General features: G+C 47.7%; 19 protein-coding genes. 11 read left to right on the plus strand and 8 right to left on the minus strand.

Annotated elements, in window-relative coordinates:
- Positions 1 to 319: 319 nt before the first annotated feature.
- Entirely contained in the window at positions 320 to 1,501 is a 1,182-nt protein-coding gene (argJ, locus tag B147_RS0123540) for a bifunctional glutamate N-acetyltransferase/amino-acid acetyltransferase ArgJ (protein ID WP_020589655.1), read from the plus strand.
- Positions 1,482 to 2,207, plus strand: coding sequence for a pseudouridine synthase (locus B147_RS0123545; RefSeq protein ID WP_020589656.1), 726 nt, complete (start codon positions 1,482 to 1,484; stop codon positions 2,205 to 2,207). The genes argJ and B147_RS0123545 overlap by 20 nt, the downstream gene beginning before the upstream one ends.
- Here the strand turns inward: B147_RS0123545 and B147_RS0123550 are convergent.
- The 3 genes from B147_RS0123550 to B147_RS30710 all read right to left on the minus strand — a co-directional run bounded on the left by B147_RS0123550 (position 2,204) and on the right by B147_RS30710 (position 7,744).
- A complete protein-coding gene (locus B147_RS0123550; RefSeq protein WP_020589657.1) occupies positions 2,204 to 3,214 on the minus strand; it encodes a tryptophan--tRNA ligase in 1,011 nt (336 codons plus the stop codon). The two genes, B147_RS0123545 and B147_RS0123550, sit on opposite strands and share 4 nt — an antisense overlap.
- Before the next feature lie 131 nt (positions 3,215 to 3,345).
- Positions 3,346 to 4,242, minus strand: coding sequence for a GGDEF domain-containing response regulator (locus B147_RS0123555; RefSeq protein ID WP_020589658.1), 897 nt, complete (start codon positions 4,240 to 4,242; stop codon positions 3,346 to 3,348).
- Positions 4,223 to 7,744, minus strand: coding sequence for an ATP-binding protein (locus B147_RS30710; RefSeq protein ID WP_169400729.1), 3,522 nt, complete (start codon positions 7,742 to 7,744; stop codon positions 4,223 to 4,225). The genes B147_RS0123555 and B147_RS30710 overlap by 20 nt, the downstream gene beginning before the upstream one ends.
- Positions 7,745 to 8,433: 689 nt before the next feature.
- Here B147_RS30710 and B147_RS0123565 point away from each other — a divergent pair.
- From B147_RS0123565 to B147_RS0123585, 5 genes are read left to right on the plus strand one after another with little or no spacing between them, the layout of a single operon-like run.
- The gene (locus B147_RS0123565; RefSeq protein WP_157238011.1) at positions 8,434 to 9,090 is read left to right on the plus strand and encodes a class I SAM-dependent methyltransferase; all 657 of its coding nucleotides are present in this window, start codon (positions 8,434 to 8,436) and stop codon (positions 9,088 to 9,090) included.
- Between the two features lie 40 nt (positions 9,091 to 9,130).
- On the plus strand, positions 9,131 to 10,144 hold the full coding sequence (locus tag B147_RS0123570; protein ID WP_020589661.1) for a hypothetical protein: 1,014 nt from the start codon (positions 9,131 to 9,133) through the stop codon (positions 10,142 to 10,144).
- A 1-nt stretch (position 10,145) separates the two neighbouring features.
- Complete coding sequence (locus B147_RS0123575; RefSeq protein WP_020589662.1) at positions 10,146 to 11,303, plus strand: ABC transporter permease; 1,158 nt, start codon at positions 10,146 to 10,148, stop codon at positions 11,301 to 11,303.
- A gap of 8 nt (positions 11,304 to 11,311) precedes the next feature.
- Positions 11,312 to 11,986 carry an ABC transporter ATP-binding protein gene (locus B147_RS29360; protein WP_020589663.1) on the plus strand — a complete coding sequence of 225 codons (675 nt, stop codon included), beginning with the start codon at positions 11,312 to 11,314 and terminating at the stop codon, positions 11,984 to 11,986.
- Entirely contained in the window at positions 11,983 to 12,219 is a 237-nt protein-coding gene (locus tag B147_RS0123585; RefSeq protein WP_020589664.1) for a hypothetical protein, read from the plus strand. Before B147_RS29360 ends, B147_RS0123585 begins: the two co-directional genes overlap by 4 nt.
- Before the next feature lie 76 nt (positions 12,220 to 12,295).
- On the opposite strand, the gene B147_RS0123590 is transcribed toward B147_RS0123585, so the two are convergent.
- From B147_RS0123590 to B147_RS0123600, 3 genes are all read right to left on the minus strand, one after another.
- Positions 12,296 to 12,481: a hypothetical protein gene (locus tag B147_RS0123590; RefSeq protein WP_020589665.1), complete on the minus strand. Its 186-nt coding sequence runs from the start codon at positions 12,479 to 12,481 to the stop codon at positions 12,296 to 12,298.
- Between the two features lie 175 nt (positions 12,482 to 12,656).
- Positions 12,657 to 14,285 carry a H(+)/Cl(-) exchange transporter ClcA gene (gene clcA, locus B147_RS29365; RefSeq protein WP_020589666.1) on the minus strand — a complete coding sequence of 543 codons (1,629 nt, stop codon included), beginning with the start codon at positions 14,283 to 14,285 and terminating at the stop codon, positions 12,657 to 12,659.
- A 71-nt stretch (positions 14,286 to 14,356) separates the two neighbouring features.
- On the minus strand, positions 14,357 to 17,029 hold the full coding sequence (locus B147_RS0123600; protein ID WP_020589667.1) for a CBS domain-containing protein: 2,673 nt from the start codon (positions 17,027 to 17,029) through the stop codon (positions 14,357 to 14,359).
- A 146-nt stretch (positions 17,030 to 17,175) separates the two neighbouring features.
- Here B147_RS0123600 and B147_RS0123605 point away from each other — a divergent pair, with 146 nt between their 5' ends.
- Both B147_RS0123605 and B147_RS0123610 read left to right on the plus strand, forming a co-directional pair.
- Positions 17,176 to 18,387 (plus strand): type II secretion system F family protein, encoded by a 1,212-nt coding sequence (locus B147_RS0123605; protein ID WP_020589668.1) that lies wholly within the window; start codon positions 17,176 to 17,178, stop codon positions 18,385 to 18,387.
- Positions 18,374 to 19,684 (plus strand): two-component system sensor histidine kinase NtrB, encoded by a 1,311-nt coding sequence (locus B147_RS0123610; RefSeq protein WP_026259796.1) that lies wholly within the window; start codon positions 18,374 to 18,376, stop codon positions 19,682 to 19,684. The genes B147_RS0123605 and B147_RS0123610 overlap by 14 nt, the downstream gene beginning before the upstream one ends.
- A 66-nt stretch (positions 19,685 to 19,750) precedes the next feature.
- Here B147_RS0123610 and B147_RS31980 read toward each other — a convergent pair whose 3' ends face one another.
- Complete coding sequence (locus B147_RS31980) at positions 19,751 to 19,927, minus strand: hypothetical protein (protein WP_020589670.1); 177 nt, start codon at positions 19,925 to 19,927, stop codon at positions 19,751 to 19,753.
- A gap of 183 nt (positions 19,928 to 20,110) precedes the next feature.
- Here B147_RS31980 and B147_RS29370 point away from each other — a divergent pair, with 183 nt between their 5' ends.
- Both B147_RS29370 and B147_RS0123620 read left to right on the plus strand, forming a co-directional pair.
- Positions 20,111 to 22,876, plus strand: a complete 2,766-nt coding sequence (locus B147_RS29370) for a caspase family protein (protein WP_169400730.1) — start codon at positions 20,111 to 20,113, stop codon at positions 22,874 to 22,876.
- A gap of 16 nt (positions 22,877 to 22,892) precedes the next feature.
- Entirely contained in the window at positions 22,893 to 23,507 is a 615-nt protein-coding gene (locus tag B147_RS0123620; protein WP_020589673.1) for a hypothetical protein, read from the plus strand.
- A 93-nt stretch (positions 23,508 to 23,600) separates the two neighbouring features.
- On the opposite strand, the gene B147_RS0123625 is transcribed toward B147_RS0123620, so the two are convergent.
- Positions 23,601 to 24,860: a hypothetical protein gene (locus tag B147_RS0123625; protein WP_033397888.1), complete on the minus strand. Its 1,260-nt coding sequence runs from the start codon at positions 24,858 to 24,860 to the stop codon at positions 23,601 to 23,603.
- Positions 24,861 to 25,371 lie beyond the last annotated feature (511 nt).

The raw sequence follows: 25,371 nt of genomic DNA on the forward strand, positions 1-25,371 counted from the left end.
TTAGTGTGAGACGGCAACCACGGACAGGTAATCGAAACAGTTTCAAGCCTGGAATGGGGGAGAACTATGCCCGGACGGAATGAAAATCTTCGGTACAGGCCATGGTTTGTGTAGGAAGAACTACCTTTCCGATGCCTTCTGAAAGAAGGAAAGGCGGAATTTTCCCAAAAAGGAGTGGGCGGAACAACTTCGGCCGACCTTTTATTATTTATGCGTCAGCACTGCCTTTAAAAAATCAATGTTTACAAAGTGGCTAAAACCAAATTATAATTCGCGGTCAATTTTCTGAGATGGATTTAAGTAAGCAAAGGAAACAAAAATGAAAGGCTTTAAATTTGCCGGAGTCTGTGCCGGAATTAAAAAAAACAGATCCTTGGATCTTGGTCTGATCTATTCGGAAAAACCTGCAAGTGCCGCAGCATTGTTTACACAAAACCAGGTGGTTGCAGCCCCTGTTATTCTTGGCAGAAAAACCATGGAAAGGGGTATGCTCCAGGCAATACTGGTTAATTCAGGGAATGCCAACTGTTTTACCGGTGCACAGGGCATAGCCCATGCAGAGCAATGCGTTGAACTTGTAGCCAAAACCCTTCACATTGATCCTGAACATGTATTGGTCTCTTCCACGGGGGTGATCGGTGCGCCCTTGCCAATAGATAAAATTGAAGCAAAAATTCCGGAAGCTGTGAAAAGTCTTGGCTCTTGCACTATTGTAGATTTTGCCGGTGCTATCCTCACCACAGATACCTGCACCAAAATGGTGTCCCGCAAGGGACAAATCAATGCATCCGGGGATGAAAAAAGCTTTACCATCATGGGGGTTGCCAAAGGTTCAGGTATGATTCGGCCGGATATGGCCACCATGCTTTCCTATATATTTACTGATGCTGATATTTCAAGCAGCCTGCTCAAACAGGCACTGACCCATGCCGCGTCCCGTTCCTTTAACCGGATTACGGTGGACGGGGATACCAGCACCAACGACACCCTTGTATGCATGGCCAACGGGGCAGGGCAGGCTGTGATTGACAATGATGAATCCCTTGGGGTGTTCCAAGCGGTTTTAGATGAAGTCTGCTATGAGCTTGCTAAAAAGATTGTCAAAGACGGGGAGGGTGCCACTAAGGTTGCCGCCATCACCGTCAAAGGTGCATTGACCCAACAGGATGCATTTGCAGCGGCCGAAGCCATTGCCCACTCCCCCCTGGTCAAAACCGCCATTTACGGCCAGGATCCTAATTGGGGACGGATCACAGCGGCGGCCGGAAGATCCGGGGCCACGGTGGACCAGAATAAAATGGATTTGTATTTTGAGGATGTCCTGCTGGTTCAAAACGGGCAGTGGCAGGGCAAAGGGGCGGAAGAAAAAGCAGCAGACATAATGAAGAAGGGTGAAATCAGTATTGTCCTGGATCTTAATCTCGGAGACGGCCAGGATAAGTTCCTGTTCTGTGATTTCAGTGAAAACTATGTGAAAATCAATGCCGACTACAGATCCTGAAAGCATCCGGCTGCAGAAAATTTTAGCCCATAGCGGGCTATGTTCGCGCCGAAAGGCCGAGACGCTTATCCTTGAGGGCAGGGTGTCAGTGAACGGGAGGGTCGTAAAAGAACTTGGCTCCCGGGCAGATCCGGCAAAGGATAAGGTCTGTCTTGACGGAAAGCCGGTTCACTATACATCGGATAAAAAGCGCGAATATACCTATCTTGCTGTAAACAAACCTAAAGGGGTGGTCACAACCTGCGCCCAGAAAAATGCAAAAATTATCCTGGACCTTGTGCCGGTAAAACAAAGAGTCTATCCCGTGGGACGGCTGGATAAAGATTCCGTAGGGCTTGTTTTGCTCACGGACGACGGTGATCTGCACAATCGGTTATCCCATCCCTCCCATGACCATGAAAAAGAGTATCTGGTCTTTGCGACCCGGCCTGTGAGCGATCAGGATCTGACTGCCATGGCCCAGGGCATGGTGATAGACGGGAAAAAAACCCGGCGGGCCAAGGTCCGCAGGGTTTCTGAAAATGGATTTAAAATTGTTTTAAAGCAGGGGTTGAACCGCCAGATCCGGAAAATGGTGGGCAAAACCGGCAATCAGGTGGCCATGCTCAAACGAATCCGCATGGCCAATATCCACCTTGGCAGTCTGCCCCCCGGCAAATGCCGACATCTCTCCGAAAAAGAGGTGAAAGGGCTAAAACAAGGTTAGGACAATGATTGAATTCCCACACTCTTTCTGACTTTATCCAGGAAGGGCACGGAATACTCCCTGGCCCGGAGCGCCCCTTTTTTCAAAATATCTTCAATATCTTTGGGGTTCGCCATCAGCTCTTCGTACCGCTGTCTGGGTTCTTTTAAAATATCGTTGATGTATTCAAACAACTCCTGTTTCATGGCCCCCCAGGCAATGCCCTCCCGGTACCGCCGGGCCAGGTCTTTGGTCTGTTCCTCGGTGGCAAAGGCCCGGTAAATTGAAAACAAGGTGCAGGTGTCCGGATCTTTGGGTTCATCAGGTCCCAGGGAGTTGGTCTGGATTTTCATGATCATTTTGCGCAGCCGTTTTTCCGTATCAAACAGCGGAATAAAGTTGTTGTAGCTTTTGCTCATTTTGCGCCCGTCAAGGCCGGAAAGCACGGCTGCGGTTTCATCCACAACCACCTCGGGCAGCACAAATAATTCTTCGTACATATGGTTGAATCTTGCGGCAATATCCCTTGTCATTTCAAGGTGCTGGATCTGATCCTTGCCCACGGGCACCTTGGCGGCATTGAACATGAGAATGTCGGCAGCCATGAGAATGGGGTAGGAAAAAAGGCCCATGGTAACGCCCTGGTCCGGGTCTTTTCTTTCCTGTTCCTCGTTTTCCTGGACCGCGGCCTTGTATGCATGGGCCCGGTTCATCAGTCCCTTGGCGGTCAGACAGGTTAATATCCAGGTAAGCTCCGGAATTTCAGGGATATCAGACTGCCGGTAAAATACACAATTATTGTAATCCAACCCTAACGCAATCCAGGCGGCTGCAATTTCAAGGGTGGAGGTTTTTCGTTTTTGGGGATCATGATTTTTTATCAGGGAGTGGTAATCTGCCAGAAAATAATAGGAGGTCAGGTCCAAATTTTTACTGGACTCAACAGCCGGACGAATCGCCCCCACATAATTGCCGAGGTGAGGCGTTCCCGAGGTGGTAATACCGGTTAAAAAGTCTGCGTTTTTCATTTATATTCCTAAAGAATTAATTAGTGTTATGCAAAAAGAGGGAAGTACCAGAATCTTGTCTTTTTTTCAAGCCACGCCTTTCAATGGGGAAAAATTTGTCCGGCCACTGATTCAATCATCCGCATATTGGGTTATGGCTGCGCCATGCGCACACAGTTCCTGCCGTCATTTTTTGCTGAATACAGGGCGTCGTCTGCCTTTTTGATGAGCGATTCTGGGTCCTTCTCACAGGCAGAGGAAAACAATGAAATACCGAAACTTGCGGTAATATGGATGGGCGGCCTGCTGGTTGATATTTGCATCGGTGTTGTTTCAATTTGGCTTCTCATACGTTCAGCAATGTCCCGGGCTTCCTTAATCGAACAGTCCGGCAGACATAGGATAAACTCTTCTCCGCCATACCTGCCAATAAAGTCATAGGGCCGTATGACCTGGGCCATCTGGGACACAAACTGCTTGAGCACCCGGTCTCCTGAAAGGTGGCCGTACCGGTCATTCACCTGCTTGAAATGGTCTATGTCGGTCATGAGCAACGATAAGGGGGTGTTTTTACGGGCTGCCCGCTCAAGTTCCTGATCCAGCTTTTCCATGAAGGCTCTGCGATTCAAGGTTCCTGTCAATGAATCCTTTCTGGCAAGCTCCAGCACTTTTTCTTCCAATCCGATGATCCGTTCGCCGATGCGGATGCGGTATTTGAGTTCAACATAATCAATTGGCTTGGTTAAAAAATCGTCTGCCCCGGCTTCAAGGCCCTGGAGAATATCCTGCTGTTCCCCTTTGGCTGTGAGAATAATAAAATAGATATACCTTGGTGCCTCATGGGCGCGCACCTTGCGGCAGAGCTGCAGGCCGTCCATTTCGGGCATCATCCAGTCGGAAATGACTACATTGGGACATCCGGGTTTCCTGATGATGTCCCAGGCCTGCCTGCCATCAGAGGTGGATACAACCTGGTATCCCCATTTTTTAAGGTTGTTTTCAAGAATGGTTTTGAATATGGGATCATCTTCAGAAATTAAAATTTTCATGGCTCATCTCTTCAATGGTTATTTTAAGTTCCTCTTCAAATAAAGCGACCTCTTTTTTCAATTGTGAAAAAATCGGTTTGACCTGGCTAAGGTCCCCTGTTCTTGCCTGTTTTTCCAATTCATTTGCCTGTTGCTGAGCCCCAAGGGCCCTAAAATTGCTCAAGGCACCTTTCAGAGCATGGGCAGTCTTGGCCAATGTTGGCCCATCTTCAGCTCCAATTGCCTTTTGGATGGCATCCATATGATCGGCCCGGTTCTGGAAGAACATTTCAGTGATCTGGAAGAAAAAATCTTTATCGTTGCCCACTGCTTCCATGACTTTGGGCAAATCAAAACGCCGGGGCAGGTCAGGCGTTTGGTACATATTCTGCTTTGCCTGGAGGTGTTTACCCGCCTTCTTTATGCCGAGTGTTTGATCGGGGCGGGTTCCAGGATCAAAAGATTTTAAATCAGATGATTCAGGCAAGGCTTGGGCCTCCACACTCAAATGCCGGCAAAGGGCTATGTAAAGTTCATTGGGCTGGACCGGCTTTGAAATATGGGCATTGGCACCAAAATGTAAGGCCCTGTCCACATCTTCGGATAATGCTGCGGCTGAAATTGCTATAATCGGCAATTCTTTATCTTTTTTGCGGATGATGCTGATTGCCTCAAATCCATCCATGACCGGCATCTGAAGGTCCATGAAAATAAGATCCGGCCGCGTTTTTGCCACTAAGTCCACAGCTTGACGCCCGTTTCTTGCGGTCAGCAGGTCTGCTCCCGTCCGATTTAAGAGGCGAACGGCCACCTCCAGGTTTAAATCAATATCTTCCACCACCAGGATAGAAAAACCTTTTAGATCCGGGGGGGCAATTTTATTTGAACTTTCCGGATTTTCTCCGAGTTTGGCAGGGTCGCCCAATGCCATGCAGATCTCAAAATAAAACGTGCTGCCCAGATTTTCCCTGGATTTAACTTTTAGTTCGCTTCCCATCAACTGGGCCAGTCGTCTGCTGATGGCAAGTCCCAGGCCGGTGCCGCCAAATCGCCTGGTGGTGGTTGAATCGGCCTGGGAAAAGGCTTCAAATATTTTTCTCTCCTGTTCCTGGCTCATGCCGATACCAGTATCTTTGACTGAAAAAAGGAGCCTTACCTGTCCAGTGTTATGATCCTCTTCCTTTACGCTGATTTGCGCTGTCACCCCGCCTTTTGGGGTAAACTTGACGGCATTGCTTAAAAGATTCATTAAAATTTGTCTGAGACTGTGGGAATCACCCTGGACAATGTCAGGCACATCCGGTGATATGATGATGGAAAAGTCAATTCCTTTTTCCTGGGCCAAGGGAGATAACATGGCGTCAATGGGCAGCACCATGTCTTTTAAAGAAAAATCATGAATGTCAATGTCGATCTTCCCTGCTTCGATTTTGGAAAAGTCCAGAATATCATTGATAATATCCAGAAGAACCCTGGAGGAAAAGTCTATTTTTTGGGCAAAGTCCAACTGCTTGTCCGTTAAATCGGTTTCAAGCAGAAAACGGCTCATGCCTATGATGGCATTCATGGGAGTCCGGATTTCATGGGACATATTGGCCAGAAATTCGGATTTTGCCGCATTGGCTTTATCTGCCTGTTGGCGGGCGATAATCAACGCCTTTTTGGCCGTTTCCTGATCGGTCATATCAACAAAGGTTAAAATATAGCCTTCCTTAAAAAGCCGTCCGCCAACCAGCATGTCCCGGAGGACTCCGTCCTTGCATAGCAGCTGGTACATGTCAGGTTGGATTATGCCTCCTTGTTTTGGGGCGCTTTCAAGATAGGTCAAAAAACGCTGGCCCCCCTCTTTTCCGATGTCATTGTCCGGGAACATTTTTTTTAGTGCATGATCAATGTCAGAAACTTCTTTTTCATTATAGCCCAGCAGCGTTGTAAAGGCATTGTTCCTTCTGTAGATCCGTCCTTGGGCATTGACATAGATGATGGGAATGGGAACCAGGGTAAATATGGTTTCAAATTCTTTTTGAGAGGCCTTAAGCTGGGCATCTTTGGCCAGGCGGGCAGAAATATCTCTAAAACTCACTACCGAACCTGTAATTTGTCCCTGGTCAATTATGGGTGAAGAGACATAGCTGACAGAAAATGCGCTGCCGTCTTTTCGCCAGAAAACCTCATTGTCAATGAGTCGTTTCTCGCCGTCATCCAAACCGAAGTGAAGGGGGCAGTCCTTTTCTTCATATGGGCTCCCGTCAGGATGGCTGTGATGAAACAATTGATGAGAGCTTTTGCCTGAAACCTGATCTTGGGTCCATCCGATCATTTTTTCTGCGGCCGGGTTTAAAAAGGTGATGTTGCCGTGGGTATCAACGCCGTAGATTCCGTCTCCGCTGGAAGATAAAATGAGGGCATTCTTTTTATAAAGATCTTGGATGGTTTGCTCATCTTTTTTCCGCATACCCAGCACACGTTTGCGGTGGGCTAAAAGATAGCTGATCAGCAGGGTGACAAGAAGATGCATGGAAATAAGGAGGGGCTGCGCAGGGCCATAAATAAAGGACTTCTCCTTGATGCTCTCTTTGGTGATAAAATGAAACAGATACCAGTGACTTGAGGAGACAAGCTCACCGACATCAACCTTTTGGGTGCTTAGGGTAGAAATTGGAACAGACAGTACCCTGATCAAAAAAATGCCCTGGGCGGTCTGGATCTGCGCTTTTCCTGCCAGCGCAGCCTGCCAGGCTTCTGGAAAATCAATGGAGAAACGCTGATCTTGGTTGACGCCGAACATAAATGCAAACTCTTTATCCGGGAACATTTCCGACTTTAGATAATAGCCTTTTTGATTGACAAGAAAACTGTAATGAATGCTGCCGGAAGCGTCATTCATTGGGCTTTTTTCAAACAAGTTTTTTAGCAGGATACTGCCTAAAAAGTTCATCACCAGAACCGCCCGGGTCGCTCCTTCCGTATCCTTGATGGGAAGGGCAAAACGAATTATGGGTTTGTGCGGGACTTCGACTTTGCCTTGCTCCACGTTCAAATCCATAGGAGAGACAAATATTTGATCTGCCGGCAGCATAAGGGCTTCTTTGAAATAATAACGGCCCACCTTGCTTTGAAGGTTTGCCTGGGGAACTTTATTGCATTTTCCGCCGTCAAAATTAATGCGCACCATCTCCCGGCCGTCGGCATGGATCAGGCGAATCTGATCATAAATCCCGTAAAAACGACAAACCGAATGAAGCATATGTGTAACCGCCTGACGGTTTTCCCGGGTTGGATGGGTCAGAAATCTGGCCACACACGGGGACTGGGCAAGCACACGGATATTGCTGATACGTTCACGAAACATGGACTGGAGTAGATGCTCAGCCTTCATCACATGGCCGGTTTCCTGGCTGATTTCAACTTTGAGACGGCCTTTATCGTGTTGATTCAACAAAGGATAAACCAAGGCAGCCACAGCGATAAAGGCCAGAATAAAATATTGCACCCAATAACCTAAAAATTTTTTATTCAGCACAGATGCCCCATATTTTAATAACGGCCATGGGCCGACCTGGTCTATCAACATCCAGGTTCAACCCACAACGATTGCATTTGGCCATACAAAAACCTTTCAAATGAAAACTTACATTGATGCTGAATATATGGGAACGATTTAGCGCCTGAACAAAACTTTAGGAATTTTGTCGAATACAAAGTGAATGCAAATTTTAACCAGAGAAATAGATGAATTATTTCGAGGATTAAAATGTGCGAATCAAAGTAATCGGTAAAATTTACAGGGTTAAGCCGGGCACGCTTATAGATTTATCTTTTTTTAATGCATATGCAAAATCCATTAAAAAGTCAATCAATTACCCAACAACCCGAATCCACCGCCTGTTTTTTTGGGGCACTTGCCCGTCGTGTAATATCAATTTCAAATGACTCATACCGATAAATGAATGAAAATTTATTCTTTCAAATCAATACAAATAAGTATAGAAAATTATAAGAAAGTCTGTGTAACCAACACAGATCTTTCAGGCTTTGTTGTGGGCTATGCCTGGCAGCTGATATGTCAGGTCAGCCCATGGCTTTTATAAAGAAGGACAAACAACTCTCCAGTACTTAAGCTAACATTTGCATGATTGGTGCTGACGTCATGTCTGCAACCGGACGCCAAGCACCGGATTTGAAAACCACAAGGATTATTTTATGAGGGCAATGGATCATTTGGACTCAGTTCCAACTCGTGGCAGAACTCTTGATTATGCAGCAGGGGTATATGATCTTCTGGAACCCTGGGTCATGTTCGGGCAACAGTCAAAAATTAATGCAGAGGTTATTGATGCACTAAATCTTCAAAAAGATAACCGGGTACTTGATGTCGGATGCGGAACCGGTGTCGTGACAAGGGCCATTGCCGACAGACTCTCAAAAAAGGGCAATGGTATGGCCATGGGGATCGACGCGGCCGGTAAAATGATTTTGGGTGCCCGGAAGAAAAGGGGCGCGGATAATTGCCGGTTTGAAACCGCGGCGGCTGAAGATTTGCCGTTTGAAGATGAAAGCTTTGACAGTGCGGTTTCTACGCTTTTTTTTCATCATATTCAGCTGGATTTAAAAAAAATTGCGTTCAAGGAACTATTTCGTGTGTTAAAACCGGGCGGACGATTGGTGGTCTGTGACATGCATATCCCTGAAACGGCTTTTGGATGGCTTGTGGCACACACCTCCAGATGGATACTGTTTCAACCCCAGATCGGTGAAAATATCCGCGGCGTGCTTCCCGGCGTCATTGAGCAGGCCGGATTCACCCCGCCTGTGTTAGAAAAGACCTATCTTGGCTATATCAGTCTGTTTACAAGCTTTAAACCGTAAACATAATAAAATCAGGCAGCCAAAGGAGATCAAATCCCGTATGGCAATAGATTTTCAACAGTTCTCTATGATACAGGACGAATTGAGAAACGGTCTTTGCCTGTTTTGGAAAAAGGCGGCATATATCCTGTCAGACAGTGGCGTGGAACTTGTAATTCCGAAAAGAGATGACATTCGCATGCAAGATCATTTTTTTTCCCTGCTGTTTTTATATGCCTATGTGAAAGCCGGGATTGATTCGCAAAAGCGAACCTTGTATGTGGCAGCCAACCAGTGTCTGAGAGGTATGGTCACCGGATGTGACAACCTGTTGGACCAGGAGTATAAGGTTACCCTTGAAACCGGACTTCCCAAAGAAGCGAAAATATTCAGGTCTGTTCTGGATATTATGGTATCTGACCGGGTGTTGACCGAAATTATGTTTCATGGATTCTATGCGGACATTTTTACACTGGACCAGGTTAAATCTTCCGGGAAAATTTCCCTGGATGCATTGATTCGAAGCGGTGCCCAGGAAGCTGGGGAAGAAAAGGGAATTTATGAAATTCTACCGGCTAAATCCGTTTTAAATGATATTCACAGCATCAAAACAGGTCTGTTGTTCCAGGCACCATGGGCGCTGCCGGACCGGTTCGAAGACAAACTGGATGCCGGCAATTGTGAAAAAATAAAAAAAGCGTTGTTCCGTATTGGGCTGGGCTGTCAGATTTTAGATGACCTGGTGGACCTGATTATCGATTTAAAAATGAAGCGCCATAATTACGTGGTCTCCCTTTTTTATGAATCGCAAAAAAAGGCATGTCTAAAATTCATCAATACAATTTGTGAGCATGGAGAAACCATTGATGGAAAAGGAGAGGTTTCAGCGCTGCAGCAGGCGTATCCGGATGTGTTCCGGTCCGCTGCCGATCAGGCTGAAACCTACATCCAATCGGGGTGTCGGACGTTGTTCTCCGGCGGGCAGGAATCTATGATTCCATTTTGCGTTTCATTTTTGATCCAACGGATCGGTGCGCAATCCTATTTTGACAACCATCAGGTGGAACACGTCTGAAATGAATTTTTTTCTGTGGTTGAAAACGGCAGTTGCGTTCCTGGTAGAGAACAGGCGAACTACTTTTATCTTATGTTTTTTAATCAGCGTGGCCATCGGAACCCTGGTCTTTGTTATCAGCCTTGCCAACGGGATATCGGACATCATGGTCACCAATTCGACCGGTATGTATTCCGGCCAGATTTCCGGCAGCAACCTGCCTTCAAGCATTCGTCCGGAGGAACTGAAAAAGCCTTTTGTAAACGCTGTCCTCCAGCGATACCAAATGCCTGGGACGATTATCCACCAAGATAGGAAAAGGCCGTTGGACCTTGTGGCCATTTATCCGGATCAGGAAAAAGCCCACAGTTTCTTTTACAAAAAGGTCATAGCAGGCAGATTCCTTTTAAAAGGGCAAAAAGAGATTTTATTAAACCTTGAAACTGCTGAACGGATCGGTTCACGACCGGGTGATACGATCATTGGACAGATTGGTGATCATCAATATACATTGAAAGTCGCAGGTATTTTCCAAACCGGGGTTGACAGCCTGGACCGGGCCCTGGCCTTTTGCCCGGTATTTGAAGGCCTCATTCTGCCGGAAACATGGCAGGCAGCGATTTTTATTAAAAGAGGAACCGATCTTTCATCTGCCATGTCGGACTTTGCCCGGTCCGGTTTAAAGATGGACGAATTGAAACCCTGGACTCAATTGATGCCGGACTTGACACAGCTTCTGGAACTCAACGACATTTGTGTCAACATCCTGGTGTTCATCGTTCTTGGCGTTGTTTCGCTTGGATGCGCCGGTTCGTTTGCGATTTTTGTTGTCAGCCGCATCAAGGAATACGGTGTGCTGCGTGCAATGGGCGTGACAGGACTGGAAACCGGGATATTGATCTGCCTTCAGGTGATTTTAATGAATGTGGTCGCCTCGGCAGTCGGTGTGCTGGCCGGAATGCTGGCTGTATGGATTTTTGGCAGGAGTGGAATTGATCTGTCGGCATGGACGTCTCACAACAGATACTTTGCAGCAACTGCATTGATTTTTCCGAGATTGAGTATCGGTGCGGCAGCCATCCCGCCTGCCGTATCGTTGGGATTTTGTTTTATCGCCGCTGCCTGGCCGGTCTGGCTTGTTGTAAGCCAGAAGACCTGTGATATTATATCGAAGGGTTAGAATCGGACATGATCCAGTTAAAAGATCTTTCTAAAATTTATGCTAGGGGCAAAACCGCTGTTACCGTTTTGTCTGATGTTTCGTTCAGTGTTAATAAAGGGAAACTGGCACTGATTTTAGGCAAATCAGGCTCGGGAAAAACAACACTGCTGAATTGCATCGGTGGACTGGATCTGCCGCAAAAGGGAAGCGTGAGCTGCTTTGGAATAAGGGTGGATACACTTTCAGGCAGAAAACGGAACAATTTCCGGCGCCGGCAACTGGGTTTTGTTTTTCAATCCGGAAATTTAATAACTTGTCTGAGTGCCCGGCGTAACATAGAATTTCCGCTTATATTGAACAACTATTCCAGCGCACGGATTCAAGACCGGGTGGCCTTTTTGCTGAACCGCCTTGATCTTGAAAATGTTGCAGATGCAATGCCGTCTTCTCTGTCCCGCGGCCAGGCGCAAAGGGTTGCTTTTGCCCGGGGGGTTGCCCATGGCCCGGGGCTGCTTCTGGCAGACGAACCCACTGCAAGCCTGGATACCCGGACCGGGCTCGAACTGATTCGCCTGATGAATGCGCTGTCAAAAGAGGAAAAAATCACAATGATTGTGGCGACCCATGATAAAGAGATCATTCCGTTTGCAGATTTGATTCTGCATCTTTCGGACGGGCGGATAACAGGAGAAAATCAATGAAAGCAAAAATTTCTAAGATTTTATTGACCGGATTACTTTTTTTTGTCGCAGGATGCGGCCATTGGGCCTATCTGGGCGTCCATGGCACTTCCATCCGGCAGAAATGGGATGTCCACGCAAATGTCGGGCAGACAGATGAACAATGTCTTGAATGCCATCATCCCGACAATGCACAAGGACCGGCCACGCCGCATCCGGATTTCACCGGCTGTTTGAAATGTCATAATGATTAATAGCAAATCCCTTAAAGGATGTTCGGCCTGGGGGCTGTTGAACAGACCCCAGGCCAAGATTATCGCATAACAGGATTTAATGAAAATATGCCAGGCTTGCTCTGAACTTTTTGTCTAAGGGCTGGACAAAATGTCCTTCTTCCTCTCTCTTTTTACCTTTTCCATGTAAATAGTGATAATCATGGATGCCGTTGTCCCATCCAATTTTACCCCATTTTTCGGCCCAGTCTTCAATTTTGAATTTAAGGATATATTTTCTCATAAGACACCCCTTTCGTGGCGATTACGAAATGACCATCCGGCCACGAACATAAAATAATCATTAAATGAGATATTGCAAAAGGTTCATTAGATTGAAATCAACTATAATTTCATGAAAAAAGCGGTATCCTATCTGTAATCTATGTCACCATTCTTGTAACGGCCGTATGGGCCTTTTACTTATAGCCGAGGCCTTCATCGTTTTTATGGCAGCCTTTTCGAATCATTGTAATGCTTTCCTCGGCCTCAGGTGCAATAATTGCGGTAATCCGCATATGATCTTCAAGAAAGGTGTCTGCCATCGGAACATGCTCTTTTCCGTCTAAAACATATCGAACCAGAAGACAACCGCTTGGAAGTCCGAGATCGCTTATCTTTTTTCCGGAAAAAAGAGACCCTTCTTCAATTTCAAAATCGAAAAGTATGGGTTCGGTTAAATTCAACCCACTTCCGTCACGATCAAGATCCCGCTCAAGCAAGGTTTCATAAATAGGTAGATTGTTCATCGTTTCCGCAACCGCGTATGCACAAAAACAACTTACAAGCAAAGGCAGCATCTGTTGATAACTGCCGGTCATTTCAACGATCAGGGCTACACCGGTCAGGGGGGCACGAACGATGGCGCAAAAATAGGCAGCCATTCCAACAACGGCGAAGACTGCCGGCTCCGTCACAATTGACGGGGCCACATACTGAGAGGCATAGCCCACTGCAAAGCCCAAAAGCGCCCCAAGCGACAAAAGGGGAGAAAAGATGCCTCCTGAAGCACCGGTACTGTAGCTGGTCGTTGCCAGAAAAAAACGAAAAACAAAAAAAAGAGGAATTGAGAAAAAGGCAAAATTACCGGCCAGAACTACTTCGGAAAGGGCATGACCGCTTCCAATAGCAATGGGGGAAAACCAGCCCACCAATCCGGTTACGGCGCCAATAAACGCAGCAACACCGAGTTTTTTCTTGCCTTTAAACAGATCAAACAGATTGAGGGTCCCGATCAGGCTCCGGTTATATAAAACCCCCAATAATCCGGCCACAAAACCAAGCAGAACAAAGAAAGGCAACGATGCGATGGAAAGCGCCGGGTAATTGGGGACCATAAACGACATCCGGCCGCCAGAGAAGTAGCGTACCACGATATCGGCAATAGCCGCCGCAAGAAAGACCGCTCCAAACACAAGAGGATGAAAATCACGTTGTATTTCTTCAAGAACAAACATCACGCCCGACAACGGGGCATTGAAGGCTGCGGCAAGTCCGGCACCTGCCCCGGCACCGATGAGTGTTCGTTGCTCCCGGGGTTTGACTTTAAAAAAGGTAGAAACGGCCTTGCCCACGGCACCACCCATCTGGACGGTTGGTCCTTCACGGCCAAGCGCTAACCCGCTGCCTATGGACAGAATCCCGGAAATGAATTTAACAGGCAGGACCCGTGACCATTTCAAGGTTCGCAAACGGTTCATGACTGCTTCAATGTGAGGAATACCACTGCCACTCGTTTCAGGGGCATAGCGGCGAACGATGAAAACGGATACCCCGGCACCCATGGCACCGAATAATACCGGGAATATCCATCCCCACTCAGGGTATTGGGTGGACCATATGATCAGGGTATTTCTCAGTTTGTCCGCGGCTTCAATAAATGTACTGAAAAATGCGGAAACAAGGCCGGCGCCCAGCCCGACCAGGGCTGCAAGGGGAAACAGGTTTCGGCGCTGCCGCCTGGTCTGGATGCCCTTTTGAATTTCGGAACGGGTTGCCGGCTCTGCAGATGAGGCGGAATAATCTTTGATGGTTTTTTTGGTGGGCATTTGAAATTCCGTGTCAGTCCGGTTTAAATAAAGTTCATATTCCTATTATGTGTAAAACGCTATTGATCCAATCAAATCAGCTTGTTTTCAAAGGCGTAATGTTTTGCAAATTCAATCTCTTCTTCCACGATATTCAATTTGCCGTCCAGCTTTTCATCAATAATTTTATTGAGAATCGTGGTGTAAACCGGTCCCGGCTTTATCCCCACGGATTTAAGTTCTTTTCCACCAATTAGCGGTTTAATATTTCGCTGGTGGGTATAGAAATGGGAGATGGCTTTGCGTACCGATTCGTTTTTTGTCAACGCGACCATAAACAAAAGGCATTCTGTTTTAAAGTGGATCAGCCACCAGTACATCTGCTGATTTGAGACCGGATAGCTTTTCTCAATCAGCTGAATCCGATGTTCGGCTTTCATGCGTTGCTCAAGCAGCCGTGCCCTCTCCTTTTCGGGAAACATCAACCTGTCCGCAATCTGGGCGGTTACCGCAAAAGGGTACCCGTGAAGCCAGGCCATAAAGTAAACCGCCCATCTTGGATAATCATCATCAGCGTACAAAAGATCATGCCATGCCAGGGTTTTCCCCACGGACTCAAACAAAGCACAGGTGGCAGCGGTTAATTTCAGGTCAGGATGGATCACCTTGTCCAGGCCGTAATCCGCCAAGGTCTGCACCGCAGGCAAAGGATTTTCTTCTCCGAAAATCTGCTTGAGTTCCGAAAGTACCCGCAGTCCGCTTAAATGTTTAACCGCACCGACATTTAAGGCGTTTTTGATCAGACTTGCGGTCACTTTGCCGATCCTGAACCCAAACCGGTTGGAGAATTTGATGGCCCTGAAAATCCGGGTGGGATCTTCAATAAAACTTAGATTATGGATGATCCGGACAATTTTATCCTTAACATCCCTGACACCGCCAAAATAATCAATGAGTGTGCCAAAGGTTTCGGTGTTCAGAGAAATGGCCAAGGTGTTGATGGTAAAATCCCTTCTGGCCAGGTCCATCTTGATGGAGGAGTTTTCCACCACAGGCAGTGCCGCAGGTGTTGCATAATATTCGAGCCGGGCTGAGGCCACGTCAACCTTGAATTCATCCTCAAAAATGATGACGGCCGTGTTAAATTTGCGATGCTGGTGCAACCTGCAATGATGCTGTGAAGCAAAATAACGGGCAAAAGCGATGCCGTCTCCTTCCACCACCACGTCCACATCTTCAATGGGGCGCTCCAGCATCAGATCCCGGACAAAACCACCCACCACAAATACCTCTACGCCCAGGGTGTCTCCGGCATTGCCGATGTCGGAAAGCAGGGTGCGTACCCGCTTGTCCAATTGGTGCTTCAAACGGTTTCCCACGTATTTTGTCCGGGGTTTCAGGCCGGAAATATCTTTTCTTTCACTCAGGACAACTTCCCGGTTATGTTCCACCAGAAAATTTAAAAGGTCGGTGCGTGTGATAACCCCGCAAATTACCCGATTCTCCATTACCGGAATAACCCGCAGTTTTAAATCAATGATTTTTTGTTCAATCTCGGCCAGGTCGCAGGAGAGGCTGACACTCTGGCCTCCGGGTTCAAAATAATCGACAACAGGCTGATCCCCAAGTTTGTGATGGACTATCTTTTCGGATACATGGCGGGTGATATATCCTAAGTATTCAAATGTTTGTGTGTCAAGAACAAGCAGGGTGTTGATATTGTACCGGATCATCTTCTGCGCTGCATCCAGACATGATTTATCAGCGGCAATGGTAATGGCCGGGCTGGACATCAGTTTTTTTGCCACACGCACGTGCTTGATCTGCTGTTGGATCAGTTCAATCAAACGCATTTCAACCTGGGGAAGGGTCTGGTTTTCCACCTTGGCGGATGCCGCATAAAAATGGCCCCCGCCGCCAAGGGCCCCCAGAATTTTACCCACATCCAGCTCATGAAGACGGTTCCGGGCAATGACATGTACCTTGGCCCCCATGAGCACCAGGGCAAAAAAACAGTCCAGATTTTCCATTCTGACAATTTTTTGTACAATGGAAGCAAGATCCGGAATGTAATGGGATGCTGCAATGGCGGACAGGTGGATCTGGATGCCGTTGACGGTAACGGCCGTCATTTCATTGATCAATTCATTGAGCCATGTGACCTGTTCGGTCTTCATCTCCTTGACCACAAGACTTGAAATGGTGGACAGGCTTGCGCCACAAGAGAGCAGAAAGCCTGCCTGTTCAAAATCCGCCGGGGTCGTGGAGGCATAGGTGAAGCTGCCGGTATCCTCGTAAATCCCAAGTGCCATCACCGTGGCTTCATCACTGGTGATGGCGATTTTTCTTTCACGCAGTAGTTCACACATGATGGTGGTGGTGGCACCATAGGGCTTTGACAGGTCAAAGGTGGCTTTGATTTCGTCAGGAAAGGACGGATGGTGGTCGTAAATGTCAATGACCAGATCCGGTTTTTCCAAAAGCGCTTCAACACCTGACAGGCGGCTTCTTTGCCGGGTGTCCACAATAACCAGCCGCTGGGTTCCGGAAAAATCAATGTTAGTGGGATCTGCCATATTAAACAGATATCCCATGGAGTGAATGAAAAAATCCCTGAGATTTTTTTCCTGGGACCCGGGGAAAATAATCACACTTTCCGGGTATAGTTTTTGTGCGGCAAGCATGGCGCCAATGGCATCGAAATCAGAATTCATATGGCTGGTTATGACTGTTTTGGGGGAAATCTGCTGTTTTTTTGGGGGCACCGGATAACTCCTGTTGAAATGCACTTTGCAAATTTATATAGTATATCTGTATTGAATTTACAATGTTCTGACAAGCTCTGGGTATACATCGCAAAATAATGGCCGGCACCGGACGGCCTTTATCCTAAAAATATGAAGGAATAATTATGGCCGTCATTTACGAGTGGAAGGGAAAGAACCCCAAAGGCAGAACAGTCAAAGGGGAGATGGAAGCTGAAACACCCGAACAGGTAAGGAGCAGCCTGGAACGTCGCAAAATAACGCCGACAAGAGTTAAGAAAAAGCCAAAAGATATATTTGAAAATATCTCCTTTCTTGCGCCTAAGGTAAAAGATAGTGATGTTATCATTTTCGCACGACAGTTTTCCACAATGATTGATGCGGGCCTGCCGCTTCTCCAATGCCTGGAGCTTTTGTATTCCCAGCAGGAAAATCCCACATTTAAAAAACAGCTTAAACATATTAAAGAGTCTGTTGAATCCGGAGAGACCTTTGCCGACGCACTGAAAAAATATCCCAAAACCTTTAACGAACTTTTTGTCAACATGATCTCCGCAGGGGAGGCCGGCGGTATTCTTGATGTCATTTTACAGCGTTTGTCAGCCTATGCCGAAAAAATGGCGAAACTCAAAAAGCAGGTCAAGGGCGCCATGACTTATCCTGCTATTACCCTGGCTGTGGCAGTTATTGTGGTGGCTGTTATTCTTGTCTTTGTTATACCGGTGTTTGAAGAAATGTTTGCCAGCATGGGCTCGGCGCTGCCTGCCCCCACCCAGATGGTTGTTGCGCTGAGTAATTTTGTGGTGGGGAACATAGTCTGGATGATCCTGGGATTGATTGGTGCCGTTATTTTGTTCAGGCAAACGTATAAATCAAAAAAAGGACGAATTTTTCTTGATGACATGTTTTTACGTCTGCCTGTTATCGGCATTTTGATCCGAAAGGTGGCCGTGGCAAAATTTACCCGTACCACATCCACCATGATTTCATCCGGTGTATCGATTCTTGAGGCCCTGGATATTGTGGGCAAAACCGCGGGCAATAAAATCGTTGAATTTGCCATATCAGATGTCAAGGTCGGCATTTCCGAAGGCCGGTCCATGGCAGACCCTTTGCTTGAGAGCGGGGTGTTTCCTTCAATGGTATGCTCAATGATCGCAGTAGGCGAATCCACAGGTGCCTTGGATGTAATGATGACCAAAATAGCAGATTTTTATGATGATGAAGTGGACCAGGCCGTAAAAAACTTGACTGATATGATCGAGCCTTTCATGCTTGTGTTTTTGGGTGTTGTGGTCGGCGGTCTTGTTATTGCCATGTATCTGCCGATTTTCTCAATGGCCGGTGCCATTGGATAGCCCGGATTTTTTATTCCGGCGGACCCGGGAGCTGTTCGTCCAGAGCAAGTGGGTTGTCCTGGCCAGGGCCGTATTCGCCCTGGTGCTGATATTTTCCACCCTTTTTTTTTCCGATACCGATCTGTCCGGCCAAGGGGCCCAATCTTTTTTGTCCCTTTACAAAATTTCAGGCACCATCCTTGGCCTGTCTATGGTTTATTATGTCTGGCTTTGCCAAAAAAAATGCCTGTATGCCCTTGCCTATACCCAGATCATTATTGATACGTTTATCGTCACGGCCATTGTTTTTGTTACCGGCGGGTACCATAGTATTTTTACATTTTTATATCTATTGGTTATCATCTATGCCGCCATGCTGCTGCTTGCCCGGGGCAGCTTTTTAGTGGCTTTGGCATCAAGTATTCAATATGGTCTTCTCATTGAGCTTGAGTATCTTAAGATCATTGCCCCTTTGCCGGAAAACCAACCCCTTTCCCTGGTGGTGGACCAGCACCATATCCTGTACCGGATCGTGATCATCATTTCAGCCTGTTTTGCCACGGCAGCGTTAAGCGGCATTCTCTCCATGCAGCTTAGAACAGCCAAAAAAGACCTTAAAATTGCCCAGGAACATTTAAAACGTGTGGAAAAAATGGCGGCTGTGGATGAAATTGTATCAGGTATTGCCCATGAGATTAAAAACCCCTTGGCTTCATTATCCGGCTCCATACAGATGCTGAGAGAAGACATGGCACCGACAGGGGAAAATGATAAACTGATGCAGATTGTTTTAAGGGAAACGGAACGCCTCAAACAGATCGTGACCGATATCCGACTGATTGCAAAACCAGGCCGGACCAATGCAGAATTGATTAATCTGGCCAAGGCAATTGATGATGTGAAAATTTTGTTTGACAATACACCGGACTGGCATGGCCGAATCAATATTGATACCCAACTTGAACGGGATCTGCATGTGTTCATGGATGCAGTTCATTTGCAGCAAATTTTATGGAATTTAATTAAAAATGCAGCCGAGTCCATTGAAGAAAAAGGAAAAATTACAATCTCCCTGTATTCACCGCGACACAAGCGTATTTATTTGACCGTTCGAGATACAGGGATCGGCATTGATCAAAAAAATGCCCCTCATATTTTTGATCCGTTTTACACCACTAAAAGTGACGGGACCGGGCTTGGGCTTTCAATTATTCACCGGATTGTAGACACCTATGACGGCATGATTGACTTTGAATCCATTCCCGGGAAAGGCACGGTTTTTACGCTGATTTTTCAAAATCCCCATTTTAAGGAGTAAGTTTGTGCGGATTCCCACTGACCTATCCCCGGTGCCGGAGTCCCTTCGCATGCAGTTTCCTTCCACTCAGATTCGTTGAACCTGATATTTTGTTTGACAAAAAGCAAGTTCCTTCCTATTTACTTCAAATTGCTTCATGGTGTACGTTTTTAATCTATTGATATTGGGGCGCTTCATTTCAATCCCATAAATGAGCGTATGCACTGCTTTGGGTTGTTTCGCCGCAAAAGCGGCTTTTTTCAACAGCTTTGACTGTCCAAAATAAGGAGTGGGGCTATGCCGCAGCTTAGACTTATTTCATCTCCGATAAAAACGCTGGCTGTTTTTTCCTGGATTCTGTGCCTTCTTTTTCCCGGGCTGGCCGCTGCCAAAGAGTAATTCCCCAATCAGCCGATGCTTCGCCTTGAATCGGGGATGCACAATGCCATGGTCAGACGAATCGGCGTGGATCGTGATGAACGGTTCATGGTTTCCGGCTCATTGGACAAAACTGTTCGTCTATGGGACCTGAAAAGCGGTAGGCTGTTGCAGACCCTGCGTGTGCCCCTAGGCAAGGGTGCTCTTGGCAAGGTATTTAGCGTAGCGATATCACCGGATGGCGCGGACATAGCTGCCGGGGGGTGGCTCGGATCTGAACAGGATAGAATATTCATTTTTGATCGCCAGACCGGAAACATCCTCCAGGTGATCAGCGGCCTGCCGAACGTTGTCAGGCATCTATCCTACTCCCCTGACGGGAAATACCTGGTCGCATCGCTTGGTGCCAGTAATGGAATCCGCGTTTACAAAACCCGGACCTATACCCAGGTGGCCGAAGACGCAAAGTACGACAGTGATAGTTATTGGGCGGATTTCGACACGGCCGGGCGCCTGGTAACAATAAGCTTCGATGGTTATATCCGACTGTATGACGAGGGTTTTTCCAGAATCCTGAAAAGAAAGGCCCCTGGTGGTGATTGGCCTTTTTCTGCGGAGTTCGCTCCGGATGACAGCCGAATCGCAGTTGGATATGAGGATTCGACCCGTGTGGATGTGCTGTCGGCAAAGACACTGGCGCTGCTTTTTTCTCCCGACGCCAGCGGAACAAATGGGAATCTCCATACAGTTGCCTGGTCACGTGACGGCCGTTATCTTTATGCTGGCGGGCTGTATGCTGTCCCTGGCAAATTTCCGATCCGATGCTGGTCCGGGGCAGGCAGGGGCGATTTTACCGACCTGGAGGCTGGTAATAACACGGTCATGGATATTAAACCACTTTCGGACGGGAGCATTGCCGTTGGTGCTGCTGATCCTTATCTGGTGGTGCTGCAACCCGATGGCAAGATCAGGTGGAAACACCAAGGCGATATTGCAGATTTCAGAGAGCAGGTAGGGGATAACGGAATTTTGCTCTCCTCAAGGGGGGATCAGGTACAATTTGGTTTCGAGGCGTGGAGCAGGCGGTCGGCATGCTTTTCGCTCAAGACCTGGCAGTTGGAACTGGCGCCAAAAGAAACCGGGCAGATGTTAAAGCCCGTCACGGACGTTCCGGGATTGGAGATCTCCGATTGGGTGAATGAGTATACCCCCAAACTCAACAATAAATCCCTTGAGCTTGACCAGTACGAACAATCCCGCAGCCTGGCCATTGCCCCGGACCACAAAAGCTTCCTGCTTGGAGCAGACTGGAGTCTCCGATTGTTTGACAAAACCGGCCGACAATTGTGGAAAGTCGCTGCCCCAGGTACCGCCTGGGCCGTGAATATCAGCGGTGACGGCAAACTGGCAGTTGCCGGCTACGGTGACGGCACCCTGCACTGGTATCGCCTCTCAGACGGGGAGGAACTGCTGGCGCTTTTTCCCCACAGGGACGGGAAGAGATGGGTGGCCTGGACACCCGAAGGCTTTTACCAGGCGTCTGCAGGCGGGGAAGACCTGATCGGCTGGCATCTCAATCACGGCAGCCAGGAGACACCGGAATTCTTTGGCGCCTCCCGCTTCCGTGACCAGTTTTACCGGCCGGACGTTGTTTCCAGGGTGCTTGAAACCCTTGACGTAAAAGAGGCTCTGGCTCTGGCTGACCGGGTGCGGGGCAAAAAAACGATTATCAAGGCGGTAGAGGATATTTTGCCGCCGGTCATAACCATCCTGTCTCCTGCGGCTGGTACAGAGACAACTTCAAAGAATCTGGTTCTCTTTTATAAAGCGGAATCCTCTACGGACGACATCATTGATGTTACACCACGGGTGGGGGATAGGCCGGCAAAGGTCCTTGAGCATGTTTTTGAAAAGGGAAAAGACAAACAAGGCCGGGACATGATGATGGGTAACATAACCGTGGAGGTGCCGCCGGAAGACGTTGTGGTTTCATTGATTGCCCGCAACAGGCATGGAGACAGCGAGCCGGCCGACTTCACCACAAACTGGGCCGGTCGTAAGGACTGGTATAAGCCCAACCTGTATGTGCTGGCCATTGGGGTGAGCTGTTATGATCAAAAGCATTTGAAGCTCAATTATGCGGCCAAAGACGCAGCGGATTTTGTTAACGCCATGAAAAAGCAGGAAGGCGGTTTGTACAAAAAGGTGATGTGCAGGCTGGTGGTCAGTGACAAAACGAGAAAAGATGCGACTCAAAACGGCATCCTTGATGGGTTGGACTGGATAGAGCATGAGACGACCAGTCGGGATGTGGCCATGGTGTTTTTGTCCGGCCACGGGGTCAATGATACAGAAGGAAATTATAATTTCCTGCCCCAGAACGGAGATCCCTGCAGATTGCATCGGACCGGCATCAATGATCACGATTTTAAGAAATTCTTGAGTAATATTCCCGGCAAAACAGTGCTCTTTTTTGACAGTTGCCGATCAGGAAATGTCAGAATGGATGTTGCCAAGGGTGATCAGCAGGCAGACGTGGATAAATTTGCCAATGAGCTGGCTGACGCGGGGTCCGGCGTGATTGTTTTCTCCTCTTCTACAGGAAAGCAGTTATCTTTTGAAAAGAAAGAACTTGAGAACGGTGTGTTTACCGAGGCCCTGCTGGAAGGTATTGAGGGCCGGGCAGATTTCTACAAGGACTGGCATATTTCAATTGCCGAGCTGGAGGTTTATCTAACTGAACGGGTTAAGGAACTGACCAATGGAGATCAGAAACCCGTAAGCGCCAAGCCCAAATCTGTGGAGGATATGAAAATTACAAGGGTTCGAAGGTAACAAGAGGGAGGATAAAATGAAATGGAAGCGTGGGGTTCACCCCTTAAATGTTCAGCAGATGAGACAACTGGTCGTCTTTGCGCTTGGCGTTCCGCTGATGGTGTTGCTGTTCTTAAGCTGTGGAACCGCAGAATCAAAGAATGACCAGCTTGCCGGGGCCATCGGATTTTTATCCAAGGAGAAGTCCCTTGCCAAAAGCTATGGATCGCTTCTCAAGGAGTACGGGAAAGATGATATAAACAACTATGTAAAAGGCATCCGGCTGTATGCCGTTGCGAAAGCAGAGTTCGACGGCCTCATCGAACAACTCAAGTGGAATCTCAGCCATGGCCGGCCCCTTGAAGAATCATCCGATTTTAAAACTGAGCTCAATCAGGCAGCAGAGCAGCGGGTTGCTTTTACCAAATTTGTAGAGGATGTCATCATCACCAAGGAGCAAGGGAGTAAGAATCCACTGGCCGTTGCGGCTGTCGGCTCGATACCGGAACTGATAAAGGCGCTGAGCGAAGCGGGGAAAACCATCTGGCAGGGGTATAGTCAGGCGAATAATAGACAAAAAAAAGAGGTCCTGGACAGTCTTGATTCCGCTAAATGGCCTGACTATGCAGAAATTGCCGGAGCTGGTAAGTAAACGCAGACATCCAGCAAGACTGCTCCGGGGTAGTAGCCTACGGACCATTTCTGCCGCAGCCGGATGGCAGAAGCCTGGGTCTGGAAATATACCTCAGTGAACAAAAAAGAGGTTGCCTACTGTGGCGGCAGTTGCCCACATCACCGTGGCGTAAAGCCAATTGCTTTGGATGATCACTTTAGGTGACACCTGATACCGGCTAACCAACGCCAGTCCGACGCCGGACAATGGACTGCTGGCCGTTGATATGGCCCAGCAGCTGAGAAACACAAAGCCCAGTTGAGAAGGGTTCGGGTTGAGCGGAAGAAGCAGGGGGCTGGCGATGGAGATGCTGACAACCGGATGGACGCCGGCGATTCCGATGATGATCATCACGGCCAGGATAACAGACAGCAGTCCGGGGGTTAAAGTTGCCCCCCCGAGGCTGAACAGGGCAGGATACACTTGGGTCATTGATTTGATACCTGCCGAAAAAACACCCGCAGCAAGGAACAGGGTAAATTGACTGCCCACCGATGAAAGGTTTGTGTTAATAAAATCACGCAGTGCAGCCGGCCTCGGACGGAATTTCATGAATACAAGGGCTCCCAGGGGCGCAACCAAACAAATAATGGTAAGAATGCTGATGTCGGGTTGAAGATAATGAACACCGAGAACCACTGCAGCAAGAAAAGTCGGCACGATCATGGTTTCAGTCCTGAAGGGATATCCGGAAAATAGGTCTTTCTTGAAAAAGCTCACCTCAACAATTGAATAGCCAATGGCAAAAAGACTCATCATTGCGCCAGGGATCAAGGTTTCGTGCCATGACATGCCCGGGGCATAGGTGAGGGCAACACCCGTGGCAACAAAGAAGGGCGACCACCATGCCGCCGAACAGAACGAGCGGGCGAGAACCAATGCTTGGGTTTTGGTCAAGATGCCGTTTTTACGTAGACGATCGCCGAAGACAAACAACACTGACAGATTAATGACCGCTCCGAGCAAGTGGGTGCCGAACGCTGTAATGGTGAGCGCCCGCTTACCTTGGGGCAGGGCTTGGCCTTCAATGCCGGTATTGGTCAGGGCAAGAAAAGAGACGGCAACAAACATCGCCAGCAACGGCAGGTTGGCGGTGAAAATTTTTTGCCATCCGAGAAATATACCCCGGTACGCCGCAAAAATGACGAGGAGGCCGCCGGTTATCAGGAGCAGCAACGCCTGGTTGCGCGCACCCTTACCTAGGGTAGACCACATAAGAACCGGCACAAGCCATCCGAGCAGTGTCGGCAGAGCCAGAATACAGGGCGCTGGGATACTCATAAGATACAGAACAAGTGTCCCAACAATAATCCATCCAATATATTTTTTCATTTTAAAGAGGCTGAGAAAAGCGAGGCTAAAAGGCGGTTCAAGGTATCCATAAACCAAGACAGTCCGACAGGACAGCCTTTTTCTAAATTTTTAGATCGGGATATTAATACCTTCATTATGCCTTTTTATACTTTTTTTTATTTTTTGGCAAATTTTGCATTTATATAGATAATGAGTTGAGATTATCCGTAATTTTTTATGCGATTTTTTTGCCTTCCGCAGCGCTGACGCATCAAAATTTATTATCAATGATATCAGGGGGGCGGAGCGACATCTAAAATTATTTTGTCGCAAAATTATAATAGACACTCTGCAGGTCTTTTGATAATGTAACGTGGATGTGTGTGAGTTCACCCACCAATCGAAACGTTACATTTGAGGAGAAAACGCTGTGATAAGCCAGTGTGGTCGGCAGATTAAAAACGCAGAACTTGAACAGATTCGCGAGACGGTAAAGACATTTTCGAATTTAAGTCAGAAGGAACTGGCTCAGACAATATGCGAGCATTTG

Source organism: Desulfobacter curvatus DSM 3379, from assembly GCF_000373985.1.
In the GTDB taxonomy this organism is placed as follows: Bacteria; Desulfobacterota; Desulfobacteria; order Desulfobacterales; family Desulfobacteraceae; genus Desulfobacter; species Desulfobacter curvatus.

Coding starts and splice junctions, on each gene's coding strand:
- argJ (WP_020589655.1), top strand. CDS start 320: ATGAAAGGCTTTAAATTTGCCGGAGTCTGTGCCGGAATTAAAAAAAAC.
- B147_RS0123545 (WP_020589656.1), top strand. CDS start 1,482: ATGCCGACTACAGATCCTGAAAGCATCCGGCTGCAGAAAATTTTAGCC.
- B147_RS0123550 (WP_020589657.1), bottom strand. CDS start 3,214: ATGAAAAACGCAGACTTTTTAACCGGTATTACCACCTCGGGAACGCCT.
- B147_RS0123555 (WP_020589658.1), bottom strand. CDS start 4,242: ATGAAAATTTTAATTTCTGAAGATGATCCCATATTCAAAACCATTCTT.
- B147_RS0123565 (WP_157238011.1), top strand. CDS start 8,434: ATGGATCATTTGGACTCAGTTCCAACTCGTGGCAGAACTCTTGATTAT.
- B147_RS0123570 (WP_020589661.1), top strand. CDS start 9,131: ATGGCAATAGATTTTCAACAGTTCTCTATGATACAGGACGAATTGAGA.
- B147_RS0123575 (WP_020589662.1), top strand. CDS start 10,146: ATGAATTTTTTTCTGTGGTTGAAAACGGCAGTTGCGTTCCTGGTAGAG.
- B147_RS29360 (WP_020589663.1), top strand. CDS start 11,312: ATGATCCAGTTAAAAGATCTTTCTAAAATTTATGCTAGGGGCAAAACC.
- B147_RS0123585 (WP_020589664.1), top strand. CDS start 11,983: ATGAAAGCAAAAATTTCTAAGATTTTATTGACCGGATTACTTTTTTTT.
- B147_RS0123590 (WP_020589665.1), bottom strand. CDS start 12,481: ATGAGAAAATATATCCTTAAATTCAAAATTGAAGACTGGGCCGAAAAA.
- clcA (WP_020589666.1), bottom strand. CDS start 14,285: ATGCCCACCAAAAAAACCATCAAAGATTATTCCGCCTCATCTGCAGAG.
- B147_RS0123605 (WP_020589668.1), top strand. CDS start 17,176: ATGGCCGTCATTTACGAGTGGAAGGGAAAGAACCCCAAAGGCAGAACA.
- B147_RS29370 (WP_169400730.1), top strand. CDS start 20,111: ATGGTCAGACGAATCGGCGTGGATCGTGATGAACGGTTCATGGTTTCC.
- B147_RS0123620 (WP_020589673.1), top strand. CDS start 22,893: ATGAAATGGAAGCGTGGGGTTCACCCCTTAAATGTTCAGCAGATGAGA.
- B147_RS0123625 (WP_033397888.1), bottom strand. CDS start 24,860: ATGAAAAAATATATTGGATGGATTATTGTTGGGACACTTGTTCTGTAT.